The sequence below is a fragment of the Curtobacterium sp. DN_7.5 genome (assembly GCF_022655355.1).
GTDB classification, from domain to species: Bacteria; Actinomycetota; Actinomycetes; order Actinomycetales; family Microbacteriaceae; genus Curtobacterium; species Curtobacterium luteum.
This window is the reverse complement of record NZ_CP093378.1, coordinates 3,339,020-3,354,425: the sequence shown is the minus strand read 5'-3', so window position 1 is coordinate 3,354,425 and position 15,406 is coordinate 3,339,020. Positions and strand designations below refer to the sequence as shown.

At 70.8% G+C, this 15,406-nt stretch carries 14 protein-coding genes; 11 read left to right on the top strand and 3 right to left on the bottom strand.

Annotation, left to right across the window (positions count from 1 at the left end):
• Nucleotides 1-19 precede the first annotated feature (19 nt).
• Nucleotides 20-316 (top strand): co-chaperone GroES, encoded by a 297-nt coding sequence (groES, locus tag MON03_RS15770; protein WP_022904625.1) that lies wholly within the window; start codon nucleotides 20-22, stop codon nucleotides 314-316.
• 186 nt (nucleotides 317-502) lie between these two features.
• Nucleotides 503-1,465 carry an EamA family transporter RarD gene (rarD, locus tag MON03_RS15765; protein ID WP_242089406.1) on the top strand — a complete coding sequence of 321 codons (963 nt, stop codon included), beginning with the start codon at nucleotides 503-505 and terminating at the stop codon, nucleotides 1,463-1,465.
• Between the two features lie 154 nt (nucleotides 1,466-1,619).
• Here the strand turns inward: rarD and MON03_RS15760 are convergent, their stop codons facing one another.
• Both MON03_RS15760 and guaB read right to left on the bottom strand, forming a co-directional pair.
• On the bottom strand, nucleotides 1,620-2,951 hold the full coding sequence (locus tag MON03_RS15760) for an ABC transporter substrate-binding protein (RefSeq protein ID WP_242089405.1): 1,332 nt from the start codon (nucleotides 2,949-2,951) through the stop codon (nucleotides 1,620-1,622).
• A gap of 236 nt (nucleotides 2,952-3,187) precedes the next feature.
• A complete protein-coding gene (gene guaB / locus MON03_RS15755; RefSeq protein ID WP_022904622.1) occupies nucleotides 3,188-4,690 on the bottom strand; it encodes an IMP dehydrogenase in 1,503 nt (500 codons plus the stop codon).
• 256 nt (nucleotides 4,691-4,946) lie between these two features.
• Here guaB and MON03_RS15750 point away from each other — a divergent pair, with 256 nt between their 5' ends.
• The 9 genes from MON03_RS15750 (at nucleotide 4,947) to MON03_RS15710 (ending at nucleotide 14,729) form a co-directional block, all read left to right on the top strand.
• Nucleotides 4,947-6,350, top strand: coding sequence for a branched-chain amino acid ABC transporter permease (locus MON03_RS15750; protein WP_444542370.1), 1,404 nt, complete (start codon nucleotides 4,947-4,949; stop codon nucleotides 6,348-6,350).
• An 11-nt stretch (nucleotides 6,351-6,361) separates the two neighbouring features.
• Nucleotides 6,362-7,348, top strand: a complete 987-nt coding sequence (locus tag MON03_RS15745; protein ID WP_175328259.1) for a branched-chain amino acid ABC transporter permease — start codon at nucleotides 6,362-6,364, stop codon at nucleotides 7,346-7,348.
• A complete protein-coding gene (locus tag MON03_RS15740; protein WP_022904619.1) occupies nucleotides 7,341-8,246 on the top strand; it encodes an ABC transporter ATP-binding protein in 906 nt (301 codons plus the stop codon). Before MON03_RS15745 ends, MON03_RS15740 begins: the two co-directional genes overlap by 8 nt.
• Nucleotides 8,243-9,103, top strand: coding sequence for an ABC transporter ATP-binding protein (locus MON03_RS15735; protein WP_022904618.1), 861 nt, complete (start codon nucleotides 8,243-8,245; stop codon nucleotides 9,101-9,103). The genes MON03_RS15740 and MON03_RS15735 overlap by 4 nt, the downstream gene beginning before the upstream one ends.
• Nucleotides 9,104-9,254: 151 nt before the next feature.
• Complete coding sequence (locus MON03_RS15730; protein ID WP_242089404.1) at nucleotides 9,255-9,434, top strand: hypothetical protein; 180 nt, start codon at nucleotides 9,255-9,257, stop codon at nucleotides 9,432-9,434.
• Nucleotides 9,435-9,513: 79 nt separating this feature from the next.
• The gene (gene alr / locus MON03_RS15725; RefSeq protein ID WP_242089403.1) at nucleotides 9,514-10,677 is read left to right on the top strand and encodes an alanine racemase; all 1,164 of its coding nucleotides are present in this window, start codon (nucleotides 9,514-9,516) and stop codon (nucleotides 10,675-10,677) included.
• Entirely contained in the window at nucleotides 10,674-11,693 is a 1,020-nt protein-coding gene (locus tag MON03_RS15720) for a D-alanine--D-alanine ligase (RefSeq protein ID WP_242089402.1), read from the top strand. The genes alr and MON03_RS15720 overlap by 4 nt, the downstream gene beginning before the upstream one ends.
• A gap of 9 nt (nucleotides 11,694-11,702) precedes the next feature.
• Nucleotides 11,703-12,824, top strand: a complete 1,122-nt coding sequence (locus MON03_RS15715) for a GuaB3 family IMP dehydrogenase-related protein (protein WP_175328256.1) — start codon at nucleotides 11,703-11,705, stop codon at nucleotides 12,822-12,824.
• A gap of 33 nt (nucleotides 12,825-12,857) precedes the next feature.
• On the top strand, nucleotides 12,858-14,729 hold the full coding sequence (locus MON03_RS15710) for a glycerol-3-phosphate dehydrogenase/oxidase (protein ID WP_242089401.1): 1,872 nt from the start codon (nucleotides 12,858-12,860) through the stop codon (nucleotides 14,727-14,729).
• Nucleotides 14,730-14,792: 63 nt separating this feature from the next.
• Here MON03_RS15710 and MON03_RS15705 read toward each other — a convergent pair whose 3' ends face one another.
• Nucleotides 14,793-15,296, bottom strand: coding sequence for a hypothetical protein (locus MON03_RS15705; protein ID WP_148286265.1), 504 nt, complete (start codon nucleotides 15,294-15,296; stop codon nucleotides 14,793-14,795).
• Nucleotides 15,297-15,406 lie beyond the last annotated feature (110 nt).

The following is a 15,406-nucleotide window of genomic DNA, read 5'->3' as shown; positions in this document are numbered from 1 at the left end:
CGAGAAAGAAGAGGTCACCGTGGCCGTCAGCATCAAGCCGCTCGAGGATCGCATCGTCATCCGCCAGGTCGAGGCGGAGCAGACCACCGCTTCCGGTCTGGTCATCCCGGACACCGCCAAGGAGAAGCCCCAGGAGGGCGAGGTCGTGGCAGTGGGCCCGGGCCGCGTCGACGACAACGGCAACCGCATCCCGCTGGACATCGCCGTCGGCGACAAGGTCATCTACTCCAAGTACGGCGGCACCGAGGTCAAGTACTCGGGCGAGGACCTGCTGGTCCTCTCGGCCCGCGACGTCCTCGCGGTCGTCGTGCGCTGAGTCCAGCCACACTGCGAACGCCCCGTCGGCCACCAGGCCGGCGGGGCGTTCGTGCGTCCGCTGCGCTTCCGGCCCGGGCCCACGTCGCCGGTTCCGACGCGACGCGCCAGCGACGCGGCGGCCGTGCCGATGGGTGGAGGCACGGTGCCGGGCCTCAGCGTCGGCGCGGCTTCCTAGGATGGTTCCGTGACCGAACCGACGCCCGCCCAGCCCGCCCGCAGCGAGGCATCCGTCGGTGTCGTGCAGGCGATCGTCGCGTACGGGCTGTGGGGACTCATGCCGCTGCTCTTCGCAGCGATGTCCCCGGCCGGCGCGGTCGAGATCGTCGCGTGGCGGATCGTCTTCGGGCTGGTGTTCTGCGCGGTCGCGATCGTCGTCACGCGGTCGTGGCTCCGGACCCGCTCCCTGGTCGCCCAGCGCCGTGTGATGCTCGTGATGGGGCTCGCCGCGGTGCTCATCCTCGTGAACTGGACCGTGTACGTCGCCGCGACGACGACCGGCCACACGGTCGAGGCCGCCCTCGGCTACTTCATCAACCCGCTCGTCACGATCGCGCTCGGCGTCGTCGTGCTGCGGGAGCGCCTGCGTCCGGCGCAGTGGGCCGCGGTCGGGATCAGCGTCGTCGCGGTCGTGGTCATCGCGGTCGGGTACGGGCAGATGCCGTGGATCTCACTGGCGCTCGCGTTCTCGTTCGGGCTCTACGGACTCGTGAAGAAGCGGGTCGGGGGCACGGTGGACGCGCTGAGCGGGCTGACGATCGAGACGGTGTGGCTGCTGCCGCTCGCGGTGGCGGCGCTGCTGGTGATGGGTGTGACGGGCCTCGGTGGCGGGGTGACGTTCACGAGCGAGGGCTGGGGGCACGTCGTCGTGACGGTGCTGACCGGCCCGGCGACCGCGGTGCCGCTGCTGCTCTTCGCCTCGTCGGCCCGGCGGGTCAGCCTGTCGACCCTGGGGTTGACGCAGTACCTCGCACCGGTGATGCAGCTCCTCGTCGGGGTGGTCGTGCAGCACGAGCCGATGCCGCCCGAGCGGTGGGCGGGCTTCGCGATCGTGTGGCTGGCGCTCGTCGTGCTCACGGTGGACAGCTTCGCCGCCGCACGGTCCTCGCGCCGGCGTGCCCAGGCCGCCCCGCTGGCGGACCCGGCCTGACCCGACGGGGGCGGGTCGTGCCTCCCGGCCGTGTCCGCGGAGGCGAGTCTCGCGCCCGGCGACAGATCTCGCGCCATCCGCCACGAGACACGACGCTGGCCCCGAGTCTCGGCTGCGTACAGCCGAGACTCGGGGCCAGTCGTACTGGTCGGACCTACTTCACCGAGCCCTGGATGGCGCTCTGGTAGACCGGCTTGTTGTCCTTGTCGAACTTGTAGATGCCGATGTAGGCGCTCGACGGATCGTTGTTGTCGTCGAACGGACCGATGCCGGACGGACCCGTGTAGTGGATGTCCTTCCCGTCACCGAGGAGCGACGAGCACTCCTTGAAGGTCGAGCACTCGGTGCCGCCGTCGGCGCCGGACACCGCGGCCATGTTGGCCTGGATGGTGCCCGAGTCGGTGCCCTTGCCCTTCACGGCAGCGAGGGCCGCGAGCACGGTGGCGTCGTAGGATTCGGCCGCGTACGAGTAGTCGGCGAGCGTCTTGCCCGAGGACGTCTTGTAGAACTCGGCGAAGCGCTTCTTCAGGTCGTCCTTCGGCGAGGCGCCGGGGATGGTGCCCTGGGCGCCGGTGAGGGTGCCGGCGTCGAAGTCCTTCGAGTAGTCCGCCGTGTTGCCGTCGGACATGTAGATCTTCGACATGTCGGCGTTCTGCGCCTTGAGCTCCGGGATGATCGACTTCGTCTCGTCGAAGGCGAGCACGACGATCGCGTCCGGCTTCGAGTCGAGCGCGGCCGTCACCTCGGACGAGAACGTCGTCTGTCCGGGCGGGAACTCCTGGCCCTTGCCCTTGCCGCCGTAGACGACCTGGCCACCGGAGGCCTCCACCGCGGCCTGGACCGAGTTGCGCAGGCCCGTGCCGTAGGTGTCGTTGAAGACGAGGAACGCGACCTTGGCGTTGCCGTCACCGGTGACCAGCTGGCCGAGCGCCGAGCCCTGCACCGAGTCCGGCGGAGCGGTCCGGAAGTAGTACGACGAGTAGCCCGAGAGGTCGGTCGCGGTGTTCGCGGGGGAGATCTCCACGATGCAGTTGCTCGTGAGCTGGTCGATCACGTTGAGGGTGACGGACGAGGACTCCGCACCGATCGCGACCGGCACCTTCGCGTTCACGAGCTTCGTGGCTGCGGCGCTCGACACGGTCATGTCGTTGCTGTCACCCGAGTCGGTGGCGGGGCTGATCGAGACGTCCTTGCCCAGCACGCCCCCGGCGGCGTTGATGTCCTCGACCGCGAGGCCGACGCCGGACTCGGCGGGCGGGTTGAGGTACGCCAGCGAGCCGGTGAGCGGCAGGATCGTGCCGATCTTCAGCGCATCGGTGCTGGGGTTGTCCGGAGCCTTGCAGCTCGCGGCCGGGTCCTTCTTCGCGCCGCCAGAGGCGGACTCCGAAGGGGCGCTGCCGCCCGAGGTGGTGGAACACGCGGCGAGCAGGAGCGCTGCAACTCCCGCCACTGCCAGTGCCGAGGTGGCACGGGTGGTTCTGATCATCCGTGGAGCCCTTTCTCTGCGCGGGGGGCCGGACCGCATCGGGTCGAGCGCGGTGTCCTCCGCGTGGGATGTCGAGAAAGCTAGAGCGGATACGTTTCGCCCGTGTGACGATCATCCACCCCTGGATGTTTCGTTACAGAGCCGTGATGAATCTGAGCAGGTGCACAACTGATCGGCTCCGGACGCGCGAACGCCCCGCTCCTCGACGAGGAACGGGGCGTTCGGCGCTGGTTGCGTCAGCGGCTGTAGTTCGGCGCCTCGACGACCATCTGCACGTCGTGCGGGTGCGACTCCTTCAGCCCGGCCGGGGTGATCCGGACGAACTTGCCGCGGGCCTTGAGTTCCGGGATCGTCCGGCCGCCGACGTAGAACATCGACTGCCGGAGCCCGCCGACGAGCTGGTAGACGGCGTTCGCCACGGAGCCGCGGTAGGGCACCTGGCCCTCGATGCCCTCGGGGATGAGCTTGTCGTCCGAGGGGACGTCGGCCTGGAAGTAGCGGTCCTTCGAGTACGAGGTCTTCTTGCCGCGGGTCTGCAGTGCGCCGAGGGAGCCCATCCCGCGGTACGCCTTGAACTGCTTGCCGTTGACGAAGACGAGGTCGCCGGGGGACTCGTCGGTGCCCGCGAGGAGCGAGCCGAGCATGACCGTGTCGGCACCCGCGACGAGGGCCTTCGCGATGTCGCCCGAGTACTGCAGGCCGCCGTCGGCGATGACCGGGACACCGGCTTCGCGGGCGGCGAGAGAAGCCTCGTACACGGCGGTGACCTGGGGCACGCCGACACCGGCGACGACCCGCGTGGTGCAGATCGAGCCCGGGCCCACGCCGACCTTGACGGCGTCGACACCCGCGTCGATGAGCGCCTGCGCGCCGGAACGAGTCGCCACGTTGCCGCCGATCACGTCCACACCGGCGAACGCCGGGTCAGCCTTGATGCGGCGCACCATGTCGAGCACGCCTTCGCTCTCGCCGTTGGCGGTGTCGACCACGAGGACGTCCACGCCGGCCTCGAGCAGGGCGGTCGCGCGCTGCCAGGCGTCGCCGAAGAAGCCGATGGCCGCGCCCACGCGCAGGCGTCCCGCGTCGTCCTTCGTGGCGTCCGGGTACTTCTCGCTCTTGTCGAAGTCCTTGACCGTGATGAGGCCCTTGAGCCGACCGGACTCGTCGACGAGGGGGAGCTTCTCGATCTTGTGCTCGGCGAAGATCGCGACGGCGTCGTCGGGGTCGATGCCGACCGGGGCCGTGATGAGCGGCGCCTTCGTCATGACGTCGCGCACGAGCGTGGTCTGGTGCTCGAAGGGCGCCACGAAGCGCATGTCGCGGTTCGTGATGATGCCGACGAGCTTGCCGTCGCCCTCGACCACCGGCAGGCCGGAGACGCGGAACTGCCCGCAGATCGCGTCGACCTCGGCCACGGTGGCGTCCGGGGTGGTGGTCACCGGGTTGGTGATCATGCCCGACTCGGACCGCTTGACCTTGTCGACCGCCGCGGCCTGGTCGGCGATGGACATGTTGCGGTGCAGGATGCCGATGCCGCCCTGGCGCGCCATCGCGATCGCCATGCGGGCCTCGGTGACGGTGTCCATCGCCGCGGAGAGCAGCGGGACGTGCACCTGGATGCGCTTGGTGAGCCGGGACGTCGTGGACGCCTCGCTCGGGATGACGTCGGTGTGTCCGGGCAGGAGCATGACGTCGTCGTACGTGAGTCCGATGAATCCGAACGGATCCGGCTGGTCCATGAGTCCCCTTCGTGGGCGGGGTGCCGTGCGGGCGGCACCTGAAGTGGTCGAGACACCGGGAACGCAGCAACGGGTTCCGGATGAGCAATGGTAACGCGCGGGGGTGCACGCGCATTCCGGACCAGGAGTGGCTCCCGTTCCTGAGCAGCATCACGGTTACGGCACGATTTCTCCAGGGAACGTGGTGGAAACACGGGGGACACAAAAACTCCCTAGGGTCCTCGACATCCGAACGAGAGGCTCATCCGTGGGTTCCATCACTCCGCCGGGGCCGGCACTGCTGCGCCGGTTCCGCCGAGGGGCACCAGGCCGCAGCCGCCTGCTCCTCGCCGCAGTACTCTTCCTCGCCTTCCTCGCCACCTTCGCGATCGACTGGGCAGTGTCGCCCGCGGCGCAGGCGGCGACGAGCAGCCCGTCCGCCAGTGCGTCGAGCCCGACCGGGCCGTGCACGGTCAGCACCACGAACGGCTGCATCCGCGGCACGATCCTCGACGCCGAGCGGAAGCCCGCCGTCGGGGTCGACGTCGACGTCACGGGTGCGGGCGGCTTCGACCAGACCGCGACGACCGACGACTCCGGTCGCTGGTCGGTCTCGGTCACGACGGCCGGGCAGTACACCGTGAGCGTCGACCAGGACACGCTGCCGAAGGGGCAGTACCTGACGAACGCGGCCGACGCCGACCGGAAGGTCTCCGCGACGTTGAACGCCAACGTCGGTCAGATCTTCCAGCTCTCGGACCAGCAGGGCGCCACCACGCAGGCGGACACGAGCAGCTTCAGCTTCGCCCGCGCCTGGCAGCAGTTCGCCTCGGGGATCCGACTCGGGCTCCTCATCGCGCTGGCGTCGATCGGCCTGTCGCTGATCTACGGCACCACGGGGCTCTCGAGCTTCTCGCACGGTGAGCAGGTGACCCTCGGCGGTCTCCTCGCCTACGTCTTCGCGAACCAGCTCGGGTGGAACATCTGGGTGACGGGCATCGTCGTCACGCTGTTGTGCGCCGCCACGGGCTACCTGCAGGACGCGGCGATCTGGCGGCCGCTCCGCCGGAAGCGCATCAGCCTCACGCAGCTCATGATCGTCACGATCGGCCTCTCGATCGCCGCGCAGTACGCCTTCCAGTACTTCTTCGGCGCCGCCACGGTCCGCATCCAGAAGGGCAACCCGGAGACGCTGTCCTTCGCGGGCATCACGCTGACCGTGCAGTCCTACGTCGCGATGGCGATCGCCCTCGTCGTGCTCGTCGCCACGGGGCTCTTCCTCGCGAAGACCCGCTTCGGCCGGGCCACCCGCGCGGTCTCGGACAACCCGGCGCTCGCCGCGGCGTCCGGCATCGACGTGGACCGGGTGATCCGGTTCGTGTGGACGCTCGCCGCCGGCCTCGCCGGCCTGTCCGGCGTCATGCTCGGCCTCGTGCTCAACGGCGTCAACTGGCAGACCGGCCTCCAGCTGCTCCTGCTCATGTTCGCGTCGGTGACCCTCGGTGGTCTCGGCACCGCGTACGGGGCACTCGCGGGCTCGATGATCATCGGCATCGTCGTGGAGCTCACGAACCTCGTGCTGCCGGGCGACTTCAAGTACGCCACGGCCCTCGTGATCCTCATCCTCATCCTGCTGTTCCGGCCGCAGGGCATCTTCGGTCGCGCCGAGCGGATCGGCTAAGGAGCGTCGCCATGGACTACTTCCTCTCCCTGCTCTCCGCGTTGTCGCAGGAGGCACTCGCCCCGACCACGGCAGCGTTCGCGCTCGCCGCGATCGGCCTCAACGTGCACTTCGGTCTCACCGGCCTCGTCAACATGGGCCAGGCGGCGTTCCTGCTGCTCGGCGCGTACGGCTTCGCGATCTCGATCACGAACGGGCTGCCGTTCGTGGTCGCCGTGCTCGTCGCCCTCGCCATCGCCATCGTGTTCGCGATCATCCTCGGCATCCCCACGCTGCGGCTCCGCGGCGACTACCTGGCGATCGTCACGATCTCCGGCGCGGAGATCATCCGCATGGTCGGACGTTCGAGCCTGCTCACCGACACGACCGGCGGCTCGAACGGAATCGCGGGTTCGACCTACCGTGACCCGTTCAACGCCATCAGCCCGCTGCCGGACGGCACCACGACGATCCTGTGGTTCACGTACTCGAACAACGGCGTCAACGGCTGGTGGATCCGGCTCGCGGCGTGGGGGCTCGTCGCCCTGTTCACGCTCGTGCTCTTCCTGCTCATGCGGAGCCCGTGGGGCCGTGTCGTCAAGGCGATCCGCGAGGACGAGGACGCCGTGCGTTCCCTCGGCAAGAACGTCTACTCGTACAAGATGCAGGCGCTCGTCTTCGGTGGCGCACTCGGTGCCCTGGCCGGCGTGGTCTACGTCCTGCCGAGTTCCGTGCAGCCGGACGCCATGGGCCGCTCGATGACGTTCTTCATCTGGACGGCACTCATCCTCGGCGGCGCGGCGACGGTGTTCGGCCCGGTGCTCGGCGCCGTGCTGTTCTTCGTCGTCCGGCTCTTCATCCGCACGGTGGCGGGCGACTTCATCCCCGACTCGATCATGAACCAGCAGCAGGCGGAGCAGTTCTCCTACGTGCTCGTCGGCGTCGCGCTCATGCTCCTCATCGTGTTCCGCCCACAGGGACTCCTCGGCAACAAGAAGGAGCTGACGTTCAGTGTCTGAGACCTACGCGCACCCGAAGGACGACGCCATCCTCACGGTGGACACCGTCACGCGGCGCTTCGGCGGCATGACCGCGGTCGACGTCGACCACCTCGAGGTCCAGCGCGGCTCGATCACCGCGCTGATCGGCCCGAACGGCGCCGGCAAGACCACCTTCTTCAACCTGCTCACGGGGTTCGACAAGCCGAGCCCCGGTGCCACGACCCGGTTCAACGGGGACACGCTGCAGAAGACGAGCGCGACGCACATCGCGAACAAGGGCATGGTCCGCACGTTCCAGCTCACGAAGGCGCTGTCCCGGCTCACGGTGATGCAGAACATGCTGCTCGGCGCCCGCGACCAGCCGGGGGAGAACTTCTTCGTCGGTCTGGTCCCGGCGCTCTGGCGGAAGCGCGAGCGCGAGATCACCGCGAAGGCGGAGGAGTTGCTCGCCCGCTTCAAGCTCCTCGAGAAGCAGGACGACTACGCCGGCTCGCTCTCGGGCGGGCAGCGCAAGCTCCTCGAGATGGCCCGGGCGCTCATGTCCGACCCGACGATGATCATGCTCGACGAGCCGATGGCCGGCGTGAACCCGGCGCTGACCCAGTCGCTGCTCGGGCACATCCAGTCCCTCCGCGACGACGGCATGACGGTCCTCTTCGTCGAGCACGACATGCACATGGTCCGGCACATCTCGGACTGGGTGGTCGTGATGGCCGAGGGCAAGGTCGTGGCCGAGGGCCCGGCGGACACCGTGATGGACGACCAGGCCGTCATCGACGCGTACCTCGGCGCCCACCACGACACCGACCTCGGTGACGACTCGCTCCTGACCGAGGAGACCTACGAGGAGCTCGCCGAAGAGGTCGAGCAGGAAGACGAACAGCGCGAGGAAGACGAGCAGGAGGCGACCCGATGACCGACGCAAGCGAGCCCACGAGCGCGAGCAGCGCCTCCAGTCCGGCGACCGACGCGACGGGCGCGACGGGCGCGACCGACACGACGGGCGCGACGTCCGCGACCGCGACGATCGACCGCGGCGAGCCGGTCCTCAGCGCCAAGAACCTCGTCGCCGGGTACCTGCCCGGGGTGAACATCCTCAACGGCTGTGACCTCGACTGCTACCCGGGCGAGCTCATCGGCATCATCGGCCCGAACGGCGCGGGGAAGTCGACGCTCCTCAAGGCCCTGTTCGGCCTGGTCTCCATCCGCGAGGGTGCGGTGACCCTGCAGGGCGAGGACATCACGAACCTCAAGGCGAACAAGCTCGTGCAGGCCGGGGTGGGGTTCGTCCCGCAGACGAACAACGTCTTCCCCTCCCTGTCCATCGAGGAGAACCTCCAGATGGGGCTGTACCTCCGGCCCCGGAAGTTCGCCGAGCGGCTCGAGGTCATCTACGACCTCTTCCCGGTGCTCGCGCAGCGACGCAACCAGCGGGCCGGCTCGCTCTCCGGCGGCGAGCGGCAGTCGGTCGCCATGGCCCGTGCGCTGATGATGGACCCGAAGGTGCTGCTGCTCGACGAGCCGAGCGCGGGGCTGTCGCCGGTGCGCCAGGACGAGACCTTCATCCGGACGCGCCGGATCAACAAGGCCGGTGTGTCGATCATCATGGTCGAGCAGAACGCGCGACGCTGTCTGCAGATCTGCGATCGTGGGTACGTGCTCGACCAGGGGCGGAACGCGTACTCGGGCACCGGGCGTGAGCTCGCCGACGACCCGAAGGTCATCGAGCTGTACCTGGGGACGCTCGCCAAGGACGTCGACTCGGCGCGCTAGCGTTGGTCGACCGCGGGTCCCGCTGTGGGGGTGGGATCCGCTCCGGGTGGGGCCGTGCGTGGACGCTCCGCGCCGCACGGCCCCATTCCCTCGCCCCGTTCCTCGGCCTGGAGGCGCGGGTCGTCCCCGCCGTTCGGCTACCGTTGCCGGGGTGCGGACCCCCGGACCCCTCGTGCTCGACGCCGTCGTGTGGCTGCTCTTCGTCGTGCTCTTCGTGGGGGCCGCGCTGTTCGTGAAGGCGGCCGCCGTGCTGCTCGTCGTCCTGGTCGTGCTCGTCGTGCTCCTCGGCCTCACGCTGCGGATCCTGAGGAAGCGTCGTCCTCGAGGCTGAGCGTGCTTCATCCTCCAGGGGGACGGTGCTCAGCCTCGGCCCCGATCCGCGCGGGATGCGGTGACGCCACGCTGAGGGCGTGACCACGCTCATCAACGACCCGCGCGTCGGCGCGGTGCCCGTGCCGCCGACGTCTGCGGTCGGGCCGCTCCGCACCGTGCACCCCGCGTCGGTCGCCGCGAACGTCCGCCGGGTCACCGTCCGAGGACACGACCTGATCGCCGTCGTGAAGGCGGACGGCTACGGGCACGGCGCGGCCACGGTGGCGACGACCGCGCTCGCCGCGGGGGCCACCGCGCTCGGCACGGCCACACTGCCCGAGGCGCTCGCCCTCCGCGCCGCGGGCATCGACGCCCGCGTGCTCTGCTGGCTGCACCTCCCCGGCGCCGACTTCACGACCGCCGCCCGCGAGCGGGTCGAGGTCGCGGTCGGTGACCGGGACACCCTCGACGCCGTCGCCGAGGCCGGACGCCGCTCGGGGACCGCCGTGGTCGTGCACCTGCACGTCGACACCGGCATGGCGCGCGAGGGCGCCGAACCCCACCGCTGGCAGGCGCTCCTCGACGCCGCCGTCGCCGCCGAACGCGCCGGGTACGTCGTCGTCCGCGCGGTGATGGGCCACGTGCCGAACGCCGACCGCGCCTCGGCCTCGCGCGCCGCCACCCTGCTGCGGCTCGCCGGGCTCGCGGCCGACCTGACCCTCGTGCACCCGGTCGAGCTGCACCTCGGCGGGACGCCGGCCGCGTTCGCCGGGGCCGACCTCACCGGCATCGCCGTCCGCGTCGGCGCCGCCCTCGTCGGCATCGGCCCCGGGCACGCCGGACTCGTGCCCGCGATGACGGTCACCGCGCCGGTCGTCGCGGTGCGGTCCGTCCGTGCGGGCACCCCGGTCGGCTACGACGGCACGTGGACCGCGCCTCGGGACGCCGTGCTGGCCGTGCTGCCGGTCGGCTACGCGGACGGGGTGCCGCGCGCCGCGTCCGGGTCCGCACGGGTGGGCCTCCGCGGGCAGCTCGTGCCGGTGGTCGGGCGGATCAACATGGACCAGGTCGTGCTCGACGTGACCGGGGTGCCCGGACCCGAGGTCGTGCGCGGCGAGGTCGTGACGCTCCTCGGGGCACCCGGCCCGACCGCCGCCGACTGGGCGACCTGGGCCGACACGAACGCCCACGAGATCATCACCGGACTCGGCGGCCGCATCGAGCGAGCCGTCGACACCACCACCAGCAGGAGCAGCGCATGAGCACCACCGCACCCGTCCGCGTCGTCGTCATCGGCGGCGGCGCCAACAGCGAGCACGAGGTCGGCCTCGCGAGCGCCGCCTCGGTCGCGGCCGCCCTCGACCCGACGCGGTACGAGGTCGCGCGTCTGACGATCGAACGCGACGGCGGGTGGCGATCGGCCGACCTGCCGTGCTCCTTCCCCGAGGCCGCCGCCGTGCTCGCCGCCGCCGACGTGGTGTTCCCCGCGGTGCACGGTCCGGGCGGTGAGGACGGCTCGCTCGCCGCACTCGCCGCGCTCGCCGGGGTGCCCGTCGTCGGTTCCCCGGTCGGTGCCGGGGCGCTCGCCATGGACAAGTGGGCGACGAAGCTCGTCGCCCAGGCGTCCGGGGTCGCCGTCGCCCCGGGCACCCTGCTCACCCGCGCCGACGCGGCCCCCGTCGACGCCGAAGTCCTGCGGTCCGCCGTCGGCCCGATGCCCTGGATCGTCAAGCCGGTGGCCGGCGGTTCGAGCTACGGGGTGAGCCGGGTCGACGCTCCCGGGCAGCTGGACGCAGCACTCGCCGAGGCGTTCGCGCACGACGACCGCGTGCTCGTCGAGCGTCTCGTGACCGGACGCGAGGTCGACGTCGCCGTGCTCGAACGGGTCACCGGCGAACTCGTCGTGGGCCCGCCGCTCGAGGTCCTCAACGACGCCGCCGGGTTCTTCGACGCCGACACGAAGTACGACGGCAGCGCGCGGTTCGTGCTGCCGGCCCCGCTCGAGCCCGCGGTCGCGGAGCGCATCGACACCGTGGCCCGCACCCTGTTCGCACGCCTCGGGTGCGCCGGCCTCGCCCGCGTCGACTGCTTCGTCACACCGGAGGGCGAGGTCGTCCTCAACGAGGTGAACACGATGCCCGGACTCACCGCGCGGTCGCAGCTCCCGAAGATGTTCGCGGCGGTCGGCATCGACTACCCCGAGCTGCTGTCCGGACTCGTCGAGACCGCCCGGCGACCGTCCACCCGGTCGGGGACCCGTGTGGGGGCCGCCCGCTAGGCTGTGCCCGTGAGTGAAGTCGAGATCGGTGCAGGCAAGCGCGGACGACGGGCGTACGCGTTCGACGACATCGCGGTGGTCCCCTCGCGACGCACGCGTGACCCGCGCGACGTCTCCGTCCAGTGGACGATCGACGCGTTCACGTTCGAGTCGCCGATCCTCTCCGCGCCGATGGACTCCGTCGCCTCGCCGGCCACGGTCATCCAGATGGGCAAGCTCGGCATCCTCGGTGTCCTCGACCTCGAGGGCCTCTGGACCCGCTACGAGGACCCGGCGCCGTACTACGAGGAGATCAAGAGCCTCACCGACGGCAACGTCACGAAGCGCATGCAGGAGATCTACTCCGAGCCGATCAAGGCCGAGCTGATCACCGCGCGCCTCGCCGAGATCCGCGCCGCCGGGGTGCCGGTCGCCGGCTCGCTCAGCCCGCAGCGCACGCAGGAGTTCTCGCAGACCGTCGTCGACGCCGGCGTCGACCTGTTCGTCATCCGCGGCACGACCGTCTCGGCGGAGCACGTCTCGCAGGACGAAGAGCCGCTGAACCTCAAGAAGTTCATCTACGAGCTCGACGTCCCCGTGATCGTCGGCGGTGCCTCGACCTACACGGCGGCCCTGCACCTCATGCGCACCGGTGCCGCGGGGGTCCTCGTCGGCTTCGGCGGCGGCGCAGCGTCGACCACCCGCGCCGCGCTCGGGATCCACGCACCGATGGCCACCGCCGTGGCGGACGTCGCCGGAGCCCGTCGTGACTACATGGACGAGTCCGGCGGCCGGTACGTGCACGTCATCGCCGACGGCGGGCTCGACACCGCGGGCGACGTCGTCAAGGCGATCGCGATGGGTGCCGACGCGGTCATGCTCGGCACGGCCCTGGCCCGCGCGACCGAGGCCCCCGGTGGCGGCTTCCACTGGGGTGCCGAGGCCCACCACCCGGAGCTGCCCCGCGGCCGCCGGGTCGAGGTCGGCACGATCGCCCCGCTCGAGAACGTCCTGCACGGCCCGACCCCGACGTGGGACGGCCGCGCGAACATCGTCGGCGCCCTGCGTCGGTCGATGGCGACCACCGGATACTCCGACGTCAAGGAGTTCCAGCGAGTAGAAGTGGTCGTGGCGCCGTACCACCAGCACTGACGCTCCGGCGCCGCCCGTGAACCGGAGGCGACCATGGCGAAGGCAACGACCACCAGCAGCACGACGGCCCGCTCGGCCGGTGGGGTCGGGTTCGACCCGACCGTGAAGCTCGGTCCGGACGAACGCGCGGCGGCGATCACCGCGCTCAAGGAGCACGAGGTGGACGTCCTCGTGGTCGGCGGCGGCATCGTCGGCGCCGGCAGCGCGCTCGACGCCGCCACACGTGGCCTGAGCGTCGGCATCGTCGAGGCCCGCGACTGGGGTTCGGGCACGTCGAGCCGGTCCTCGAAGCTCGTGCACGGCGGCATCCGGTACCTCGAGCAGCTCAACTTCGCGCTCGTGCGTGAGGCCCTGATCGAGCGCGGTCTGCTCCTCCAGCGGATCGCCCCGCACCTGGTGAAGCCCGTCCGCTTCCTCTACCCGCTCAACCACCGGGTGTGGGAGCGCTTCTACATCGGCATCGGCATGGCGATGTACGACGTGTTCAGCTGGTCCGGCGGCCGACCCCCGGGCGTTCCGCACCACCGGCACCTCAGCCGCAAGCAGGTCCTGAAGAACATGCCCGGCCTGAAGAAGGACGCCTTCGTCGGCGGCATGACCTACTACGACGCGCAGGTCGACGACGCCCGCTACGTCGCCTCCCTCGTCCGCACGGCAGCGTCGTACGGCGCACACGCCGCGAGCCGGGTCCGCATCGAGGGCTTCATCAAGGTGGGGGAGCGGGTCGTCGGCGCCCACGCGCACGACATCCAGACCGGTGAGCGCTTCGACATCCGGGCCAAGCAGGTCGTCAACGCGACGGGCGTGTGGACCGACGACACCCAGGCCATGGTCGGCACCCGCGGGCAGTTCAAGGTGCGGGCGTCGAAGGGCGTGCACCTCGTCATCCCGCGTGACCGCTTCCAGTCGAACACCGGCATGATCCTCCGCACCGAGAAGAGCGTCCTCTTCGTCATCCCGTGGGGCCGGCACTGGCTCGTCGGCACCACCGACACCGACTGGAACCTCGACAAGGCGCACCCCGCGGCGACCGCGGCGGACATCGACTACATCCTCGAGCACGTCAACAAGGTGCTCGCGGTCCCGCTCACCCGCGAGGACGTCGAGGGCGTCTACGCCGGCCTCCGCCCGCTCCTCGCCGGCGAGTCCGACCAGACCTCGCAGCTCAGCCGCGAGCACGTCGTCGCGCACACCGCGCCAGGACTCGTCGTCGTGGCCGGCGGCAAGTGGACGACGTACCGCGTGATGGGCAAGGACGCCATCGACGAGGCCGTCGCGGCGATGGACGGCAAGATCCCGGAGTCGACCACCGAGGACATCCCGCTCCTCGGCGCCGAGGGTTACCCGGCCGCGTGGAACCGGCGCGGGCGCACGGCACGGTCGGTCGGGGTGCACAAGGTCCGCATCGAGCACCTGCTCAACCGCTACGGCACGTTGGCGACCGAGGTCCTGCAGCTCGTCGAGCAGGACCCGTCCCTCGCCGAACCGCTCCCGCAGGCCGACGACTACATCGGTGCCGAGGTCGTCTACGCGGCCTCGCACGAGGGCGCCCTGCACCTCGAGGACGTCCTCGCCCGGCGCACCCGCATCTCGATCGAGGCCTGGGACCGCGGGGAGTCCGCGGCGCCGGTCGCCGCGAAGCTCATGGCCGACGTCCTCGGGTGGGACCAGGAGACCACCGAGAACGAGGTCTCGAACTACCTCACGCGCGTCGCGGCCGAGCGCGCGTCGCAGCTCCAGCCCGACGACGAGTCGGCGGACCGCGTCCGCCTCGAGGCGCCGGACATCGCGTTCGGCTTCGACGAGGACGACGTGGTCGTCGGCGGCGGCCGGTCGAGCGGCGCGGACGGTGCGAAGGCGTCCGACGAGCAGGTGGTCGGGGAGAAGACGAGCGAACCCCGGTAGGCGACGGACGTCGCCGGCCCGCACCGTGCCTCCAGACCGGCCTGGAGGCGCGGTGCGCGCCCGTCAGACCGCGGACGTCCGGTGGGCGGTGCGTCGGACGTGCACGGCCTGGCCGACGACGAGCACGAACGGCATCGCGACGAGGGCGGCGCCGCTGGCGCCGACGAGGACCGTGAACCAGGCGGTGTGGTACCCGCCGTCGACCATGAACGCGTCGGCGACGTCCATGCCGAGCGCGGTCCCGCTCATCCAGGCGGGCGCGATCCCCGCGGCGAGCACGCCGAGGTGCGCCGCGACCATCGCGAACAGCGGTGCCCGCTGCTCCGAGAGGACCCACTGGAGGCCCGCGGCGAGCAGCACGCCCACGACGCCGACCCCGACGACCACCGCCACGTCGACACCGGTGTGGAAGCCCTGCCGCTCGAGCTCGGCGTAGATCGAGCCCAGCGACCGTCCCGGCACCGCCGCGAGCGGGTCGAGCACCAGCTGGACGACGACGAGCAGCGCGGCGTACAGCGCCACCACCGCCACGCCGACGACGGCCACGACACCCCGAGATCGCTGCATCCCCCGACGCTAGCCCAGGCCCCGAGCCCGACGCGTCCACCGACCGGATGACCCGGAATGCCCGGCGACCGGCGGTGGTTATCATCGTGGTACTCGGAAAGGGAGGCCAT

Excerpts from the sequence above, each read along its gene's own strand:
- MON03_RS15760 (WP_242089405.1), bottom strand. The coding sequence starts at position 2,951 with ATGATCAGAACCACCCGTGCCACCTCGGCACTGGCAGTGGCGGGAGTT.
- guaB (WP_022904622.1), bottom strand. The coding sequence starts at position 4,690 with ATGGACCAGCCGGATCCGTTCGGATTCATCGGACTCACGTACGACGAC.
- MON03_RS15745 (WP_175328259.1), top strand. The coding sequence starts at position 6,362 with ATGGACTACTTCCTCTCCCTGCTCTCCGCGTTGTCGCAGGAGGCACTC.
- MON03_RS15735 (WP_022904618.1), top strand. The coding sequence starts at position 8,243 with ATGACCGACGCAAGCGAGCCCACGAGCGCGAGCAGCGCCTCCAGTCCG.
- MON03_RS15720 (WP_242089402.1), top strand. The coding sequence starts at position 10,674 with ATGAGCACCACCGCACCCGTCCGCGTCGTCGTCATCGGCGGCGGCGCC.
- MON03_RS15710 (WP_242089401.1), top strand. The coding sequence starts at position 12,858 with ATGGCGAAGGCAACGACCACCAGCAGCACGACGGCCCGCTCGGCCGGT.
- MON03_RS15705 (WP_148286265.1), bottom strand. The coding sequence starts at position 15,296 with ATGCAGCGATCTCGGGGTGTCGTGGCCGTCGTCGGCGTGGCGGTGGTG.